This is a genomic window from Pseudomonas sp. LJDD11 (genome assembly GCF_024584215.1).
Lineage (GTDB): Bacteria > Pseudomonadota > Gammaproteobacteria > Pseudomonadales > Pseudomonadaceae > Aquipseudomonas.
Genome location: NZ_JANJFL010000008.1, coordinates 1 through 17,185, shown reverse-complemented (window position 1 = coordinate 17,185; position 17,185 = coordinate 1). Strand labels below are relative to the sequence as shown.

General features: G+C 60.2%; 13 protein-coding genes and 1 pseudogene. 5 read left to right on the top strand and 9 right to left on the bottom strand.

Annotation, left to right across the window (positions count from 1 at the left end; all coding sequences use genetic code 11):
- Positions 1 to 4 precede the first annotated feature (4 nt).
- The 8 genes and pseudogenes from NRB16_RS11630 to NRB16_RS11595 form a co-directional block, all read right to left on the bottom strand.
- Entirely contained in the window at positions 5 to 1,174 is a 1,170-nt protein-coding gene (locus NRB16_RS11630) for a restriction endonuclease subunit S (protein WP_257106202.1), read from the bottom strand.
- Positions 1,167 to 2,693 (bottom strand): class I SAM-dependent DNA methyltransferase, encoded by a 1,527-nt coding sequence (locus NRB16_RS11625; RefSeq protein ID WP_257106201.1) that lies wholly within the window; start codon positions 2,691 to 2,693, stop codon positions 1,167 to 1,169. The genes NRB16_RS11630 and NRB16_RS11625 overlap by 8 nt, the downstream gene beginning before the upstream one ends.
- Complete coding sequence (locus tag NRB16_RS11620; protein WP_257106200.1) at positions 2,690 to 4,186, bottom strand: class I SAM-dependent DNA methyltransferase; 1,497 nt, start codon at positions 4,184 to 4,186, stop codon at positions 2,690 to 2,692. Before NRB16_RS11620 ends, NRB16_RS11625 begins: the two co-directional genes overlap by 4 nt.
- Before the next feature lie 153 nt (positions 4,187 to 4,339).
- Positions 4,340 to 4,511: pseudogene (locus NRB16_RS11615) on the bottom strand (IS66 family transposase); the annotation flags it as partial.
- A 156-nt stretch (positions 4,512 to 4,667) separates the two neighbouring features.
- Complete coding sequence (locus tag NRB16_RS11610) at positions 4,668 to 7,172, bottom strand: phosphoketolase (RefSeq protein ID WP_257106199.1); 2,505 nt, start codon at positions 7,170 to 7,172, stop codon at positions 4,668 to 4,670.
- Between the two features lie 61 nt (positions 7,173 to 7,233).
- Complete coding sequence (locus NRB16_RS11605) at positions 7,234 to 8,439, bottom strand: acetate/propionate family kinase (protein WP_257106198.1); 1,206 nt, start codon at positions 8,437 to 8,439, stop codon at positions 7,234 to 7,236.
- A gap of 52 nt (positions 8,440 to 8,491) precedes the next feature.
- On the bottom strand, positions 8,492 to 9,406 hold the full coding sequence (locus tag NRB16_RS11600; protein WP_253139467.1) for a universal stress protein: 915 nt from the start codon (positions 9,404 to 9,406) through the stop codon (positions 8,492 to 8,494).
- A gap of 13 nt (positions 9,407 to 9,419) precedes the next feature.
- Positions 9,420 to 10,430: a universal stress protein gene (locus tag NRB16_RS11595; protein ID WP_257106197.1), complete on the bottom strand. Its 1,011-nt coding sequence runs from the start codon at positions 10,428 to 10,430 to the stop codon at positions 9,420 to 9,422.
- Positions 10,431 to 10,660: 230 nt separating this feature from the next.
- On the opposite strand from NRB16_RS11595, the gene NRB16_RS11590 reads away from it, so the two are divergent.
- Complete coding sequence (locus NRB16_RS11590) at positions 10,661 to 11,110, top strand: potassium channel family protein (protein WP_253118059.1); 450 nt, start codon at positions 10,661 to 10,663, stop codon at positions 11,108 to 11,110.
- 133 nt (positions 11,111 to 11,243) lie between these two features.
- Positions 11,244 to 12,002 (top strand): cyclic nucleotide-binding domain-containing protein, encoded by a 759-nt coding sequence (locus NRB16_RS11585; protein ID WP_257106196.1) that lies wholly within the window; start codon positions 11,244 to 11,246, stop codon positions 12,000 to 12,002.
- A gap of 9 nt (positions 12,003 to 12,011) precedes the next feature.
- Here NRB16_RS11585 and NRB16_RS11580 read toward each other — a convergent pair whose 3' ends face one another.
- Positions 12,012 to 13,085 (bottom strand): NAD(P)-dependent alcohol dehydrogenase, encoded by a 1,074-nt coding sequence (locus NRB16_RS11580; RefSeq protein WP_253118061.1) that lies wholly within the window; start codon positions 13,083 to 13,085, stop codon positions 12,012 to 12,014.
- Between the two features lie 251 nt (positions 13,086 to 13,336).
- Between NRB16_RS11580 and NRB16_RS11575 the strand changes: the two genes are divergently transcribed.
- The 3 genes from NRB16_RS11575 (at position 13,337) to NRB16_RS11565 (ending at position 17,059) form a co-directional block, all read left to right on the top strand.
- The gene (locus tag NRB16_RS11575; RefSeq protein ID WP_257106195.1) at positions 13,337 to 13,897 is read left to right on the top strand and encodes a GNAT family N-acetyltransferase; all 561 of its coding nucleotides are present in this window, start codon (positions 13,337 to 13,339) and stop codon (positions 13,895 to 13,897) included.
- Positions 13,898 to 13,933: 36 nt separating this feature from the next.
- Positions 13,934 to 16,210 (top strand): heavy metal translocating P-type ATPase, encoded by a 2,277-nt coding sequence (locus NRB16_RS11570; RefSeq protein ID WP_257106194.1) that lies wholly within the window; start codon positions 13,934 to 13,936, stop codon positions 16,208 to 16,210.
- A gap of 198 nt (positions 16,211 to 16,408) precedes the next feature.
- Entirely contained in the window at positions 16,409 to 17,059 is a 651-nt protein-coding gene (locus NRB16_RS11565) for a BON domain-containing protein (RefSeq protein ID WP_045494292.1), read from the top strand.
- The last annotated feature ends 126 nt before the right edge of the window (positions 17,060 to 17,185 follow it).

The following is a 17,185-nucleotide window of genomic DNA, read 5'->3' as shown; positions in this document are numbered from 1 at the left end:
CGTGCTACTCCACTGATAAAGCTGCTAGATGAGCGACACGGCGGATCTCATGAGCTGCGCCGAGCCTCGTTGCCAACTGACTCTCAATCGTCTCAATTTCCCTGAGCTGACTAACTAACCCGCGCTGCACCTCAATTGGGGGAACTGGGATCGGAAAGCTTTTTAGCAGTCCGCAACTTAGCGCACGCTGATTTGTGCCCTGGGACCAATGCCGCAAAGCTTCATAGTTGGACTCCAATAGGTAAAAGAGATACCAAGGATCAAGCGACGCACCCGGAATGACAGCACCGAAGTTTTGGTTAATACACGAATCTATGCCGAGCATTGCTGCACGTCCCCGTGTCTGGCCTTCGCCTATCATGGCGACTAATGTTGAGCCCTCGGGAATCAATGTCAGCGGGCACTCCGACAGCGCCTTTTCAGTAATGAACTCGTCAGCTTCCAGAATCACGCGGTCGTTTACCTTCCCGGTAGGGAGCCAAGGAATCGTCCCATTCCAATACTCATTCTTAGCCCGCCGAGGAGTTGAGCCGTTCTTGATCTCTGCAACCGACCCCATCTTTACCTTAGGGTATTCAAGCGCGGAGAATGCATCTAACGCGAATGATTTCCTTAATTTTGTTGCGGCTCTGAGTGCGCCCAAAACAGCTTCGGTCTGCTTGTCTACAGACAAAAGCAAGCTCACTGCACGTCGCTGCTCATCCATCGGAGGAAGCGCAAACTCGAACCTCGCCAGATCAGAGAAGTTGATGTAGGGGTTTACTGAACCTTTGGAGTTCTTGACCGAGAACTCAGTAAATGCTTCGGTCTGCATAAGGAACGGCAAGAACTCCGGCACCAGTTCATCGAGATTCTTCGGCTCCAGCACGAAAGTCGTATTGGCGCAGATTCCTTCAAAATCAGCCACGGCCACCTTGCGCAAATAGGTTCGGCGCGAGCCGTAGAGGACTTGTCCCGGCCTGAAACGCATATGGAAGGCAGGCCCTAGGTATCCCGAACCAATTTCGCCCCAACGGCGGAGTCGCAGGTTGTCGGTGTCCATGTGATCACCCGCTATATAGCGCTCAAGGCCAGAGGTTTCCGGATCAGCCTTTTCTTTGCATTGGCGCACCACGTCACCGAATTTCACCGGACGCCAGCCGGGCTTCAGGGCTTTACTATTTCTGTCAGACACGCTCGATGTCCTCCGTAGTCAGTCCATCCAGCGTTTCCACCAGCGCGTCCATCTGTTGCCAAAACGCGCGGCCATCCGCTTGCCATTGGTCCCAGGCACAACGCAGCGATACTGCATCGCCATTGCTGTCGGTGGCGATAGCGGCGGCAATGCGCTTCACGTACAGCGGGATCGAGAGGTTGCCCGCATTGGCGCCAATTTCGGCCAGGGTGGCGACTTTGGCGAAACCGGGCACGTCCGCAAAAGTCTTGAAGGCAGTCAGGATGCGCTGCTGGTGCTCGGGCTTCAGAAAACTCTGTGCACGTTCCCGAGTAACCTCGTTCACCGCGTCGATTAAGATCACCTTGCCCTTACGAGCAGCGACCTTCTTGCGGTTGCAGATGACGATGCATGACTCCATCGGAGAGTTGTAGAACAGGTTGGGGCCCAAGCCGATGACGGCCTCAACCCAGTCCTGCTCGACCATCTTGGCGCGCATGGACTGTTCTTCGTTACGGAACAGCACACCGTGGGGCCAGAGCACGGCACTACGCCCTTTGGCGGTGAGGCTGGTCAGGATGTGTTGCTGGAAGGCGTAGTCGGCGCGGCCTTGCGGCGGCGTGCCCAACGAGTTACGGCCCCACTTGTCACTGCTCCAGGCCTCGCGGTTCCACTGTTTGATGGAGTAGGGCGGGTTGGCCAGGATCACATCGAACTGGCGCAAGCGGTCTCCTTCGATGTGTTTGGGTTCGGCCAGGGTGTCACCCCTGATAATTTCGAAGTCCTCCACGCCGTGCAGGAACAAGTTCGTGCGAGCGATGGACGAGGTAATCAGGTTGCGCTCCTGCCCGTAGAGCTTGAGCGTGCGGTACTCACCGCCAGAGCGTTTCACTTCATCCAGCGCCGAAATCAGCATACCACCGGTGCCGCAGGTGGGGTCGTAAATCGACTCGCCCGCCTGGGGTGCCAAGAGTTGCGTCATCAAGTGAACGACGGTGCGGTTGGTATAGAACTCGGCGGCGGTGTGGCCTGAGTCGTCCGCAAACTTTTTGATCAGGTACTCGTAGGCGTTGCCGAGCTCGTCCTCGGGCACGTTGCCCACTGACAGCGTCTGTGTCGAGAAGTGCTCGATCAGGTTTTTCAGCGTTTCATCGGGCAGGCGCTCGCGATTGGTCCAGGGCGCATCACCGAAGATACCGTCGAGCATATCTGGGTTGGCAGATTCGATTGCGCGCATCGCTTTCTGAATGGCCGCGCCCACGCTCCTCGGGGTCTGCCTGACATCGTTCCAGTGCGCCCCCTCGGGGATCTGAAACCGATGATTCTCGGCAAACTGCGCATAGGAAAGATCGCCATTGGAATCGGCCAGTGTCGCCCGGTATTCCTCATCCCAGACATCCGAAACGCGCTTGTAGAACAGCAGCGGGAAAATAAACTGTTTGTAGTCGCCGGCGTCAATCAGTCCACGCAGCAGTACGGCGGCGCCCCACAGGTAGCTTTCGAGTTCTTGTTGGCTAATGCGTTTGCTTGGGTGACTCATTTCAGCCATTCCCCTTCAGTCATGACCTGCGCAAGCCGTTCTTCAGCCTCGCGGCAGCGGGTAAGCGCATTCTTGAACGCAGCGATGGCGTCTGGTAACGGAGGGATGTCTTCTTGCAAGGGCGGCAGGACGTAGCGCGAAATGTTCAGCGTCCAGTCCTCAGCCTTGATCTCATCGAGACTGACCACGCGAACCGCATCCTGCTCATCAGCAAAGCCGCGATACCAGCCAAGGATTTCAGCAGCGTGCTCAGACTCCAGAAAATTCTGGGCACGCCCCCGGCGGAACAGGCGCGAGGCGTCAGCGATCAGCACTTTCTTTTTGTACTCGACCGGCTTGCGCTTGCGCAGCACAAGAATGCACGCGGCGAGGCCAGTGCCGTAGAACAGATTGGGAGCCAATCCGATCACAGCCTCAACCAGATCCATTTCTAGCAACCTCTGACGAATGCTGCCTTCGACACCCTTGCGGAAAAGTGCGCCTTGCGGCAACACCACGGCCATCCGACCGCTAACTTCGGCCATCGACTTGACCATGTGCTGGACCCAGGCGAAGTCACCGCTGGATGAGGGCGGCAGGCCAGCAAAGTTGCGGCCAAATGGATCATTCAGCCACAGCTCTTCGCCCCACTTTTCCAACGAAAACGGCGGGTTGGCAATCACGCAGTCGAACGTGGCCAATCGATCGCCTTCAAAGAAAGCCGGAGTGCGCAGAGTGTCACCACGCACTACCTGAAAGTCCTCGATACCATGAAGAAACAAGTTCATCCGCGCGATGGATGAGGTGGTGAGGTTTTTCTCTTGCCCGTACAGCTTGCCCCAAAGCCGCTTCACGTCGCCGTGCATCTCTTTGACGTGCTGCACAGCTGCTAGCAACATACCGCCAGTACCGCAGGCCGGGTCGTAGATGGTCTCTGCCTCCGTGGGATCGAGCATGTCGATCATCAGCCGGACTACGCTGCGTGGGGTGTAAAACTCGCCGGCCTTCTTGTTGGTGGCGTCGGCGAACTTCTTGATCAGGTATTCATAGGCGTCGCCAAGCAAATCCGAGGTGACGTCCTTGTTGCCCAACGGCAGCTTGGAGAAGTGCTCGATCAGGTCCTTGAGCAAAGCATCAGACAACCGCTCCTTATTCGACCACTGGGCATCGCCGAACACGCCATAAAGGGTGTCAGGGTTGGCCTTCTCGATCTCACGCATAGCCCACTGCAATGCAGCCCCTACGTTGATCGATTTTTCACGCACGTGCTCCCAGTGGCAGTAATCCGGAATCTGGAATCGATGCGACTCAGGGAACCAGCCGAGCTGGTCATCGCCAGTCTCGTCGACGATCTCCTGGTACTCGTCATCCCAAACGTCGCAGATACGCTTGAAGAACAGCAGAGGGAAAATGTAGGTCTTGAAGTCAGCCGCATCAACCGGGCCACGCAGGATGTTGGCAGACTCCCAAAGGTGGCTTTCGAGCTGGCTAAGGGTGATCTTTTGGTCGCTCAAACGCGTAGTCCTTCTTTTACAAATTTCGCCGCAGAGCGGCTGTATGCGTGCTTTTTTTTCACTGGTAAACCAAAAAAATTGGATAGCTTAGCGTAAGCGTCCGGCGAACTCACCTTGTGTTAATCAAGCCGGCATTCACTGATGAGGCGGCAACTACCCGATCTCACTGGCGCGTTGTGTCGGCAGCCGCGTCAGCGCATCTTTGAGATAGGGATACAGAGCATTCCCAATACATACTCGCCGATTGGATCAGCCTCATGATTGCGACTGCCCGTTTACCACGGTGCAGCAGCCCGGCAACCAACCAGTTCAAGCGTCCGAGTGCTCATGACCGGATCTGGTCCCCAACAATGCGCGTAGCGCTATCCTCCAGGTATTCCAAACGGCATTCCACGATCACAGTAATTTCAAAAAATAATTTAAAAATCAATTACTTATATTGCAAATTCAAATCCCCCCGGCGCACCGTACCCCCTCCCCCTTACCCATCCGTAAACCCCACTCCCCGCACATGCCCCCTGGCCAGCGGCGGTGGGCAATCCGGTTCGCTGAAGTCCGCTGTCCAGCGCCAGTTGCGGATTTCCGGCAGGTCTTCAAGGTGTTCGCGAATCCATACGTCATGCCGGCTCAGCTGGCGGGTGAAGTGGTCCACGGCCGTTGCGCTTTGGGGGTGTAGCCGGGGTATGTGGCTCAGGGCGTCGATGGCCAGGTGGTAACGGCTCATTCGGTTGAGCACTACCATGTCGAACGGGGTGGTGGTGGTTCCCCGGTCGCTGAAGCCTCGTACGTGGAAGCGCGCTTCGTTGGCGCGGCCATGGACCATTGAGTGGATGACCCAGGTGGAGCCGTGGAAGGCGAACATGACCGGGGCTTCGCGGATGAACAGGGCGTCGAAGGAGGCGGGGTCGAGGCCGTGCGGGCGTTGCTCCGGTGCGCAGAGGGTGCCGAGGTCAACGATGTTGACGACCCGGACACGAATGTCCGGGACGTGTTTGCGCAGCAGCCAGGCGGCGGCGACGGTTTCGGTGGTCGGAACATCGCCTGCGCAGGCCAGGATTACGTCGGGTTCATGCCCCTGGTCGTTGCTGGCAAAGGCCCAGATGGAGGCGCCTTGTGAGCAGTGCCTGAGTGCGGCGTCGAAGTCCAGCCACTGGAAATCCGGCTGTTTGCCGCAGGTCACGACGTTGACATAGTTCCGGCTGCGCAGGCAGTGGTCGAAGACGTTGATCAGGCAGTTGGAGTCTGGCGGGTAGTAGACCCGTACGACGTCCGCACGGCGTTGCAGCACGTTGTCGACGAAGCCGGTGGACTGGTGGCTGAAGCCGTTATGGTCGTTGCGCCAGGCGTGGCTGGTGATGAGGATGTTCAACGAGGCCAGCGGGCGGCGCCAGTGGAATTCCTTGCTTTGCTGCAACCATTTGGCGTGCTGGGTCACCATGGAGTCGACGACCTGGGCGAAGGCTTCGTAGGTGGACCACATGCCATGTCGCCCGGTGAGCAGGTAGCCTTCCAGCCAGCCTTCGCACAGGTGTTCGCTGAGCACTTCCATGACCCGCCCGTCAGGCGCGAGGTGGTCGTCGAGGGTCAGGCAGGTGCCGGAGGCTTTTCGGTCGGAGGCGTCGAACACGGCGTTGAGGCGGTTGGAGTTGGTTTCATCCGGGCCGAAGACTCTGAAGTTGTGAGGGTTGCTGCGCATCACGTCACGCAGGTATTCGCCCAGTTTGCGCGGTGCCTCGGCGATCACCTGGCCGGGGCCGGGGACGTCCAGGCTGTAGCCGGCGAAATCGGGCAGGTCCAGCGCCAGCAGCACGCGCCCGCCATTGACATGGGGCACGGCGCCCATGCGCAGTTCGGCGGGGGGCGTCAGGGCCTTGAGGTCTGGCAGGAGCGCACCGTGGGCATCGAACAGGTGCTGCGAGAGGTAGCCGCGCATCCAGCGTTCCAGTTGTGCCCTGTGCCCGGGGTTGTCGATGACGTTGGCCAGCGGCACCTGGTGGGCGCGGAAGGTTCCTTCGATTGGCACCCCGTCCACCACGTGCGGCCCGGTCCAGCCCTTGGGGCTGCGCAGGATGATCATCGGCCATTTCTCAGCCAGTGGATGGTCCTGCCTGGCGTGCAGCTGGAGTCGGCCGATGGCGTCGTGGGCACTGTTCAGCGCAGCCGCGAATCGCTGGTGCATGCCGGGCAGGTCGTCACCGGCGACGATGATCGGCTGATAGCCACGGCCGCGATACAGTTCGATCAGCCGCTCATCCGCCGTGCGCGCCTCGACGGTGGGGCCGGATATTTTGTAGCCGTTGAGATGCAGGATGGGCAGCACGGCCCCGTCGCGGGCGGGGTCGATGAACTGCACGCTTTTCCAGCTGCCTTCAAGGGGGCACGTCTCCGCTTCGCCGTCGCCGATGACGCAGGCGACCAGCAATTGGGGGTTGTCGAACACCGCGCCAAAGGCATGCATCAACGAGTAGCCCAGCTCCCCGCCTTCATGCAATGAGTTGGGCGTGTGCGGCCCGCAATGGCTGGGGATGCCACCGGGGGCGGAAAAACTGCGGAACAGGCGCAACATGCCGGCTTCGTCGGGGGCGACCTGCGGGTGCACTTCGCTGTAGGTGCCCTCCAGCCAGGCGCAGGCGTTGAGGGTCGGCCCGCCGTGGCCTGGGCCTGAGATAAAGACGGTTTCGACCTTGCGCTCATGGATCAGGCGGTTGAGGTGCACGTAGATGAAGTTCTGTCCGGCCGAGGTGCCCCAATGTCCTAGCAGGCGCGGTTTGATGTGGTCGGCGCTCAGTGGTTCGCGCAGCAGGGGGTTGTTGCGCAGGTAGATCTGGCCGACGCACAGGTAATTGGCCGCGCTCCAGTAGCGATGCAGCCGATCCAGCAGGTCGGCTGACAGCACGCCTGCGGCACTGTCTTGCGCGGCAAGGTGGTCAGGGCGCGGGGAGGCTTTGAGGTCGGCACTGGAAACCTGTGGGTTGAACACATACATGGCGGCTCCTTGGGGGCGGCGGAGTTGGCGTGGCGCTATTGGAGGACGAACACCTGGGTGCTCAGGCTGCTTGGTGCAAACGGCGCAGGGTGTGTCGTGCGATCACGGCGTTTTCATCCGTGGGAATCACCCAGGCCGTCACGGCACTGCCGGGGTGGGAGAGGCAGTTCGTACCGGCCTGCCGCCCGTCACGGTCACGCTCCAGGCCCAGCCACCGGCAACCGTCGAGAATGGCGTTGCGCACGTCGCTGGCGTGCTCGCCCACGCCACCGGTAAACACCAGTGCGTCCAGGCCGCCCAGTGCCGCGGCAACCGCACCGATTTCCTTGACGACGTACCGCTCGAACAAGGCAATCGCTTCGGCAGCTTGCGGTGCGGCACTGGCGGCCAGCTCACGCAGGTCACTGCTGATCCCGCCGGACACCCCTAACAGCCCGCAATGGTGATAGAGCAGGTTCTCCAGACCCTTTGCGCTCATGTGCCGCTCGCGCATCAGGTACAGGAGGATGCCGGGATCCAGCCGGCCAGGCCGGGTGCCCATGAGCAATCCGTCGAGGGTGGAAAATCCCATGGTCGTGGCGCGGCTGGTCCGGTTGACCAGGCCACACAAGCTGGCACCATTACCCAGGTGGGCAACGATCGTTCTGCCGTGCGCCGCGTACGGGTCATGGTCGATGAGCCGCCCGGCGATGTATTCGTAGGAAAGCCCGTGAAACCCGTAGCGGCGCAGTCCCTGATCAGTCAGTGTGCGCGGCAGCCCGAAGCGGCTTTCCAGCGCATCGAGCGTGCGATGGAAGACCGTGTCGAAACACACGAATTGCGGCAAGCCGGGGCGTTCGCGGGCCAGATGGTCGATCGGGGCGAGACATTTGGGCTGATGCAGTGGGGCCACAGCGCTCAAGGCTTGCATTTCGCTCATCAAGGCCGGGGTGACGATCATGGCCATCTCGGCGCAGTCGCCGCCATGTACCACACGGTGCGCTGCTGCAACGATGTCGCACCCGACGGCCTCGGCAATCCAGGCCATCAGCCGTGACAGCGTGTCGTCGATGGAGGTCGCATGGTCGCCTGGCCACTCGGCCTGTCGTTCCTGCTCGTCGCCGGAACCGAGAAACACCAGGCGCTGCATGCCCTTGCTCGCCTCCACGCTGCCGCGCCCCAGGCAGCGCTCCGCTTCGACGGGTACAGCCGCGTCATACAGGGAGAACTTCAGGTTCGAGGAGCCAGCGTTCAAGACCAACAGTGCCGGAGGTGACTGATCGATCATTTGGCTCTCCTGGGGTCGCGCCCCTGTTGGCCCCGAGCGCCTGTACTGCCGGTCATGGCACGAGCGGGTACGGGTTGACGGCCACAACGCTGGTTTTCAGATGACGCACGACATGTTCGGTGGTGCTACCCAACCATTTGCCGTGCACGCTGCGATGGACGACGCCCATCACGATGACGTCGAAGTCGTGTGCCTCGCTGAATGCCTCGATGACTTTCGCAGGGTTGCCCATGACCAGATGCTTGCACTCAAGGGGCACACCGTAGCGCTCGGCCAGGTGATCGAACGCGTTTTCGTCCAGTTTGTAGATCCGCTCATGCATTTCGGAGTTGAACGCCAGGTCGCTCCCGCCGCTGAAGACGTAGGACAAATCGTAGGCATACAGCAGGTGGAGCTCCGCGTTGCACTGCGCCGCGAGTTTTTCCGCCGTGGAGATGATCCGGTCGTTGAGGCCGTCGTACTGTTCGTCCGGGCGAAAAGGGTCAACGGCGGCGAGAATCTTGCGGGGAAGCACATGGGGCGCCGGATGGGCCACCAGGTGCAGGGCCACCGGGCATTTGCGCAGCAGGTGCTCATCCAGGGACGTGAACATGATTCGGGTCAGCCACGAATGGTGCTCCAGGTCCTTGATGACCAGCGAAGGTTTCATTTCGCCGATGTGCAGGATAATTTCGTCGAGCGGGTGTGCCACCCAGATGACTTCGTGGGTGACCTGAACCCCAACACTGCGCATGGGCACGACCTGTTCTCCCAGCCACTTGCGATGTCGTTCCAGATACCCCTCTTTCATTTCCCGCAAGGCGTTATCATTCACAAGCCCGGCAGTGGCCAGCGCTTCGACATAATCAAACGCAACGATGTGCAGTGCGGCATCCTGGGCCTTGGCAAGGGCCAGGGCGCGGTCAAATGCCGGGGTTCGTTCCATCAGTGGCGACGCGATCAGCATCAAACGTTCAGCTTGGGACATGTCACACCTCCTTTCAGGGCCAAAGGGCGCGCATAGGGGTTCTGCGCTGGGCTGCGGCAGGGCTCTCGACAGGGCTCTCTACCGAAGCGCCGCGGCCGGCCTCGACGGTGTGGTCGCCGGGTTTGATGACCAGCACGCTGCTCGGTGAATGGATCAACAGTGATTCGGCCGTATTGCCGATGACTTTCTCCAGCCTGGTGCGCGGCAAAGTCCCCATGACCAGCAGGTCGATGTCCTGCTCGCGAGCAAACTCACTGATGGTCTGTAGCGGCGTGCCGGTCAGGAAATGCCGACAATCGTGCGCAATGGCATGTCGGTCGCACAGCGCGGAGAAAGCCTGCTCATGGGCCTCTCCCAGGGCTTCGTGAAAGCCGGTCTCGATTGGCAAGGCGCCCAGCATGGTGATGTTCCTGGCATAGAACTCCGACCAGTCATAGCTGTAGAGCACATGAACGCTGGCGCCACATTGCCTGGCCAGGCGGGCGGCCATGGCCACCAGCGTGTCATTGAGCTGCAGGTCCGCCTCTTGGTAACGGTAAAGATTGACGGCGGCCAGCACCTTGCCAGGCAGCGGATGGTGCGCGTCCGTGACGAACTGGACAGGGCAGGTACAGTCGCGCAACAGGAGCCAGTCCAGCGGCGTGGAAAACAGCCGGGCGAAGAGCGGCTCATGATGCACGTCTTTGATCAGCATCATGGGGCGAGCCATCTGCACATGGGTACTGATCGCCTCGAAATCGTCATCGGTCCAGAGCACCTCGACCGAGCAGTCCAGGCCACGTGCGCGCTCTTGCGCCGCCTGCTCTTCCAGCCACCGGCAATGGCTCTCAAGGTAGCTGTCACGCAAGGCGACAAGCGCCGAACGGTCGAATACGCCCATGATTTCGAGGGCCCGGAAGTAGTCCAGTGCGAGGATCCGCAAGGCAGCGTCGCAAGCCCGGGCCAAGGCCACGGCGCGCTCGAATGCAGGGGTGCGCTGCATGTTCGATGAGGCGATCAACAAAAAGCCTGGCGATGCGTTCATGGCGACCTCATTCAGCGACCTCAGTGGTGATCTGAAAGTGGCTACTTGGAGAAAGCGATGTCCAAACGCCTGACACGGCGCAGGCCGGCGCACATTCACAGGATGGGGCGATACCGGCGGCCGTTTCTGATCTATATCAGAAAGTCGGCGTTTCCCGGCGCCAGCCATCACGATCCCGAGCATAATCACGCCATACACCGAACGCAGGAGCATCCAGCGGAGATGCCTTCATGATCCTCGTCACCTTGATCAACATGCTGATCATCACCACTGCCGTGATCATTCACTACGAATGCCTGTTGCGCTTGAACCTGCTCATGCCCCGACTCAAGATCTGGCATCGTTTCAGAATCGTCTTCGGTGTGCTGGGAGCGCTGGTGGCCCACGCCATCGAAGTCTGGGTCTTTGCGCTGGGTTATTACCTGCTGAACAAAAGCGCAACGCTGGGTCAGCTCGTCGGTCACTTCGACGGCAGCTTCATGGACTCGGTGTACTTCTCCTTTACCACCTACACCACCATAGGCTTCGGCGATATCTCGCCCGTAGGCCCGCTCAAGTTCCTGACCGGGCTCGAAGCCTTGACCGGTCTGGTGCTCATCACCTGGACAGCGTCCTTCCTGTTCATCGAAATGCAGAGGTACTGGAATCTTCAGGAAGCCACTGGACCCAGTCGGCAATGACCCCGAACGATCTCTAACACGGCATATTTGCCAGCGGGTGGGGGCGGCCCGTCCATCCGGCAACGATTGCAGCATGAGCCTGCAGGCGTATCGTTTTTGCCGGTAGTACACATAAATGTCGGGGGGCTCCCGCATGAACCACTGCCTACCCCTGCGCAGCGAGAGCTGTGCCAATTGTCGAGTGCGTGAGCTCTGCCTGCTGGTCGGGCTTGATACTGCGGACGCCAGACGCCTGGACCTGATCATTCCGCAGCGCATGAAGGTCAAGAAAGGTGCGGTTCTGTTTCATCTGGGAGACCCCATGCGCTATCTCTATGCCATTCATCATGGGTTCTTCAAAACGACGTTTTGTTCAGAAGACGGCCGCGAACAACTGACCGGCTTTCAGATGCCGGGCGAGTTGCTTGGCATTGACGCGATAAGCAGCGGGGACTACGCCTGTGATGCCATTGCCCTTGAAGACAGCGAAGTCTGCCCGATCCGCTTCACCCAGCTTGAGCGCCTCGCCCGGGAACTGCCCTCGCTGCAACACAACCTGAACCGGACGTTGAGCCAGGAGCTGGTGCGCGACCATGAAGTTCTGATGTGGATGGGGAATCTCAAGGCGCAAGAACGGCTCGGGGCCTTCCTGCTGGACCTAGCCACACGTATGCAACGCCGTGGCTACTCGCCCCACGCGTTTGTATTGCGCATGACGCGAGAGGACATTGGTGCTTATCTAGGCCTGCGCCTTGAGACGGTGTGCCGGGCCATCGCCTACCTGCGCAACAACGATATCGTGCGGATCTCCGGACGGGCCGTTGAGATCGTCAGCCAGGAACGCCTCAAAGCTCTGGTTTCGGGCTGTAGCTCCCCCCGAAAGCTCCGCTCGGTACAAGAGCGCCTCTGTTGATTGGCGCGGTCATGGCGTAATCGCGACTTTCAGCACGCCGTCGCGCTGATGGGCAAACAGATCATAGGCCGCTTCGATCTCGTCCAGCCTGAACCGATGGGTGACCAGCGGTGACAGGTCGACAGCCCCACCGTCCACTACGGCCATCAAGCGCCGCATGCGCTCCTTGCCACCGGGGCACAGGGTGCTGACGATGCTGTAGTCCCCCAGCCCCGCAGCGAATGCCTCCAGCGGAATGCGCAGGTCATTGGCGTAAACGCCAAGGCTCGACAGCCGTCCGCCAGGGCGCAGCACGCGCAGAGCGGACTCGAACGTGCCTTGGGTTCCCAGCGCCTCGATCGCCACATCCACACCGCGACCGTCGGTCAGGGTCATGATCTGCTCCACTACGTCTCCCGCCTGAAAGTCGACCGTGTAGGTCGCACCCAGGCGCCGGGCGACACTCATGCGCTCTGCCACTGTGTCGACCCCGATAATAGTCGCCGCCCCCTTGAGCCGCGCACCCGCCACCGCACACAGCCCAATAGGGCCCAGCGCAAAGACCGCAACGCTGTCGCCAATGCGCACATCACCGCGTTCGGCCCCGGAAAACCCGGTGGACATGATGTCGGGGCACATGAGGACCTGTTCATCACTGAGGCCGTCCGGAATCGCACACAGATTGGCCATCGCATCGGGCACTCGTACGTATTCGGCCTGGCAGCCATCGATGGTATTACCGAATTTCCAGCCGCCGATGGCTCGAAAGCCGTGCCGGGCGTGAGGACCGTCCTGCGATGCACAGCCACACAGGCAGGCAAAACTGTGTCCACTGGGGGTGATGGCGCCGGCGATGACCCGCTGCCCCTCGAAGAAGCCCTGGACCTGCGAACCCAGCCGCTCGATCACACCTACCGGTTCGTGGCCGACGATGAGCCCACTGGTCACCGGGTATTCGCCACGCAGTATGTGGATGTCCGTGCCGCAAATGGTCGTGGTGGTAACCCGCACAAGCGCATCCAGGGGGCCTGGTTCCGGAATCGGCTTCTCTTCGAGCACGATGCGATTCTTTTCGACGAAAACCGCCGCTTTCATGCTGTTCATGGCTGGCCTCGGGGCTGTTGGCGAGAACGCTCGGATAGGCCAATAGCCTGCCGCGCTACCCGTTGGGCCGCTTGATGATTATCAACAAACATCCTTGGCCCCCACGCGCCGACCGATGGTCGAGCGGCCCCGTCGTATTTCTGATTTTGATCAGTCGCCATCGTGCTGGTGGGCGTAGAAAGGCGCGTAGAGGCGCTGTACGTCGCAGCGCTGCGCTTCACAGCCCACCTATAGCAGATCAGGAGATAGACATGGCCAGGCCCGAACTGACCGAGCACCTGCCTACCGGCGCACTTGGGAAACATCATTGGATAGAGCCGCTCAACGACGGCACGCACGTCCTGATACGTCCCCTGGAGCCGCAAGACCGTGAGCGGGAGTTTGCCTTTATCAAGCATCTGTCCCCTCAATCCCGGCGCTTGCGCTTTCTCGCCACGATCAACGAACCCAGCGAATCAATGCTCGATCAACTGATGGATGTGGACTGCTGCAGACGCATGGCCTATGTCGGGCTCAGCATGGACCAGGGCAAGCTGATCGAGACCGGCATCGCACGCTATGCCGCGCTGGCAGATAGCTCACAATGCGAATCGGCGGTGGTCGTTGCCGACTCATGGCAGCGCAAGGGACTTGGCACACTGTTGATGAAACACCTGATCAATACGGCCCGGCTCAATGGCTTCACCGAGATGTTATCCATCGACAGTGAGGCGAATTCAGGCATGCATCGATTGGCCAACAAGCTGGGGTTCGTACGCCGTCAGGATCCGCTGGATGCTACCCAGGTCATCCATCGTTTGAACTTGTGCTGAGCGGCGCCGGGAGCCCTTGCTTCGTCTGTGAAGCCTATGGACAAGATCAGAGTGGATCCGGCCCTGCTGGTGATCGCGCTTGGCTCACTGGCAGCCGGGATCATTGCCAGCCTGATCGGCAGGCATGACCTGGCGCATGGCCTGTGGGGCATTGGGGCGGTGCTGGTGGCGTTAACGCTCGCGGTAGAGATCGTCATCGACCTGGTCAGACACCGGATGGGGGTGGATCTGATTGCGCTGTTGTCCATCGCCGGAGCCTTGTTTTTTTCCGAGTATCTGGTCGCGTCGGTCGTCGGGGTCATGCTGGCGTCCGGGCGCAATCTGGAGTATTTCAGTTCGCAACGTGCCGCACGCGAACTCAAACGCCTGATCCAGCGCGCACCCACGTTTGCCTGGCGGATCGAGGGCGGTGATCTGACCCGTGTGCCACTGCAGGAGGTTGTTCCCGGTCAACTGATCCTGGTGCGCATGGGCGACGTGATACCCCTCGACGGTGACCTGCAAGGCAGCGGAGCAATCGTCGATGAATCAGCGCTCACGGGCGAACCCATACCTGTGAGCCACCGGCCGGGGGCCAGCATCAGAAGTGGCGGCATCAACGTCGGTACGCCCTTCTCGCTCCGGGTCAGGCGCAGCGCGCAGGAGAGTACCTATGCCGGCATTGTCAGAATGGCGACCCAGGCGCGTCAGTCACGACCACCGTTCGTACGCGCAGCCGATCGCTATGCGCTGATCCTCATCCCGGTGACGCTGTTGATTGCGGGGGTGAGCTGGGCCTGGTCTGCCGATCCGGTCAGGGCGCTCGCGGTGTTGGTCGTTTCCACGCCTTGCCCGTTGATTCTCGCAGCCCCTGTGGCCATCTTGTCGGGGATCTCTCGCTGCGCGCGACGGGGTATCCTCGTCAGGGACGGCGCCACGCTCGAAGCGATGGCCAGAACGCAAAGGGTGCTGTTCGACAAGACCGGAACCCTCACGGCGGGTCGGCCCTCGGTCATGGGTGCAGAAACCAGGGGCGATGTGGATGTACAGCGGATGCTGTACCTGGCCGGCTCCCTTGCACAGGGCTCACCCCATCCGGTCTCGATTGCCATCGCCGCATCCGCCCGTGTCGGCAACGTTGCGTTGGCAATCCCTACGCAAGTTGTCGAACAGCCAGGATCGGGTTTGTCGGGAGAGGTTGAAGGCCATCGAGTCTGGCTTGGTGGGCCGGACATCGCAGCTGCCACTACAGACAACTGGACGCAACACTTGATGAGCCGCCTGGACTTTCAGGGCCTTGGGGCCAGCCTGGTGGTTGTCGATAACCAGCTTGCCGGTGCCATCCTGTTCACCGATCCGCTACGCAAGGAGTCGGCACGAGCGTTGCGCCATATCAAGCAGATGGGACTCGACAAGATCGCGATGCTGACAGGCGATCGACTGGAAACCGCGGAATTGGTCGCCGTGGCAGCCGGTGTGGACGACGTCAGGGCTGGTTTGAGCCCTGAAGAAAAGGTCCGTGCAGTCCAGCAATCCTGCGTCGATGGCATCACGATGATGGTCGGTGATGGGATCAACGATGCACCGGCACTCGCCGCCGCAGATGTGGGCGTCGCGATGGGTGCCAATGGGGCAAGCGCGGCGTCGGAATCTGCCGGAGTGGTGCTTTTGGTCGACCGACTCGACCGTGTCGTTGAGGCACTGGAGATCAGTAAGCGCACCTACACGATCGCACGGCAAAGTCTGCTGATCGGCATGGGGCTGTCGGTTACGGCGATGTTGGTCGCGGCAGCCGGTTACCTGCCGCCGCTGGCCGGCGCCATCCTGCAGGAGGGCATTGATGTCGGGGTTATCCTGAACGCGCTGCGGGCACTGGGTGCCGCTCGCGGACAGGGGGCCAGGGGGCTGCCCGATGAGCGTCTGGACCGGCTGGCCGCCGAGCACCTGAACATGAAACACATACTTCAGCAGCTCAGCAGCATGGCCTACAACTTTTCAAGCCTGCCTGCCGAGCAAGCCACAAAAGAATTGAGCAGCCTTCTGGAGCAATTCGACAATGAGCTGTTGCCCCATGAGCATGATGACGAAGAGCAGCTTTACCCCAGCCTTGTCGATTACCTGAAAGGCGACGACCCACTGGGAGCCTTGAGCCATACACACCGGGAACTCTTCCGGATGATCGGCCTGCTTCGGCACATGAACCAGCAATTGGCAACTCCGCCTTCGAACGTCGACCTGAAGGAAATCCAGATACTGCTCATCCGCCTGGATACGTTGCTGGCGCTGCACTTTTCCCTGGAAGAGGAGCTTTATCAAACTCTGGATCTTCGATAACGGGATTCAATGCCTATGCACAGCGACAGTGCATCCTTGTTTACTGCGTCATGGAGTCCGGCCAGAGCTAGCTGCAGGTGCAGCCGCCTTCGCAAAACCGTGACAAAACTCAACGTTTTTCTCCAGGTACAGGCTTTCAATAACGGCCTTCCCTGGATCCCCATACCAGGGTCATGAGCCTGATAATCGGGGGTGATTATGAACAACTTTGCACTGCGACGCGCCATTCTCGATGAGCTTGAGTTTCAGCCTCATATCGACGCGGGCGCTATTGGCGTTGCCATAGAAGAAAATGGCGTTGTCAGACTGACAGGGCATGTCAAAACCTATGCGGAGAAAATCGCGGCCGAGCGAGCCGTGAAAAGCGTCAAGGGCGTGAAGGCGGTTGCCCAAGAGATTGAGGTACGCGTTCCCGGCGACCTGGATCTAAGCGATGAAAGTATCGCTTCGCGCTGCGTGGATGTGGTCCGCTGGAATACGGCCACGGCTGCCGACCGGATACAGATTGAAGTTCAGCAAGGGTGGGTCACCCTTGAGGGTGAAGTCGACTGGCAATACCAGAGGCAAGCGGCTGAGGATGCCGTCCAGAAGTTGGCAGGGGTCGTTGGGATCAATAACCTGTTGGTGGTAACACCCAAGATCACCGCCGACGATGTGAAGAGTCGTATCGAAGCGGCCTTGGCGCGTAATGCAGAACTGGATACGAACAAGATTCGCGTTGTCGTTGATGGTAAAGCGGTGAAGCTTGAAGGGCATGTTCGCCATTGGCGAGAGCGCAGCGCTTGTGAGCAGGCGGCGTGGGGAGTGCCGGGTGTCAGTCGTGTCGAAAACTGTATCCTGATTGCCTAGCCGATTTTGACTCGGTGAATTACAGATCGGTGCCTGTACCTGGATGTTTTGATCTACTCCTGAGGCTGTCGCAGCACTTTTCCGCGCGCAAAAGCAAAACCCCTGATCGCAGTGCGATCAGGGGTT

Excerpts from the sequence above, each read along its gene's own strand:
- NRB16_RS11565 (WP_045494292.1), top strand. The coding sequence starts at position 16,409 with ATGAACAACTTTGCACTGCGACGCGCCATTCTCGATGAGCTTGAGTTT.
- NRB16_RS11590 (WP_253118059.1), top strand. The coding sequence starts at position 10,661 with ATGATCCTCGTCACCTTGATCAACATGCTGATCATCACCACTGCCGTG.
- NRB16_RS11625 (WP_257106201.1), bottom strand. The coding sequence starts at position 2,693 with ATGAGTCACCCAAGCAAACGCATTAGCCAACAAGAACTCGAAAGCTAC.
- NRB16_RS11610 (WP_257106199.1), bottom strand. The coding sequence starts at position 7,172 with ATGTATGTGTTCAACCCACAGGTTTCCAGTGCCGACCTCAAAGCCTCC.
- NRB16_RS11585 (WP_257106196.1), top strand. The coding sequence starts at position 11,244 with ATGAACCACTGCCTACCCCTGCGCAGCGAGAGCTGTGCCAATTGTCGA.
- NRB16_RS11600 (WP_253139467.1), bottom strand. The coding sequence starts at position 9,406 with ATGTCCCAAGCTGAACGTTTGATGCTGATCGCGTCGCCACTGATGGAA.
- NRB16_RS11575 (WP_257106195.1), top strand. The coding sequence starts at position 13,337 with ATGGCCAGGCCCGAACTGACCGAGCACCTGCCTACCGGCGCACTTGGG.
- NRB16_RS11605 (WP_257106198.1), bottom strand. The coding sequence starts at position 8,439 with ATGATCGATCAGTCACCTCCGGCACTGTTGGTCTTGAACGCTGGCTCC.
- NRB16_RS11570 (WP_257106194.1), top strand. The coding sequence starts at position 13,934 with ATGGACAAGATCAGAGTGGATCCGGCCCTGCTGGTGATCGCGCTTGGC.
- NRB16_RS11595 (WP_257106197.1), bottom strand. The coding sequence starts at position 10,430 with ATGAACGCATCGCCAGGCTTTTTGTTGATCGCCTCATCGAACATGCAG.
- NRB16_RS11580 (WP_253118061.1), bottom strand. The coding sequence starts at position 13,085 with ATGAACAGCATGAAAGCGGCGGTTTTCGTCGAAAAGAATCGCATCGTG.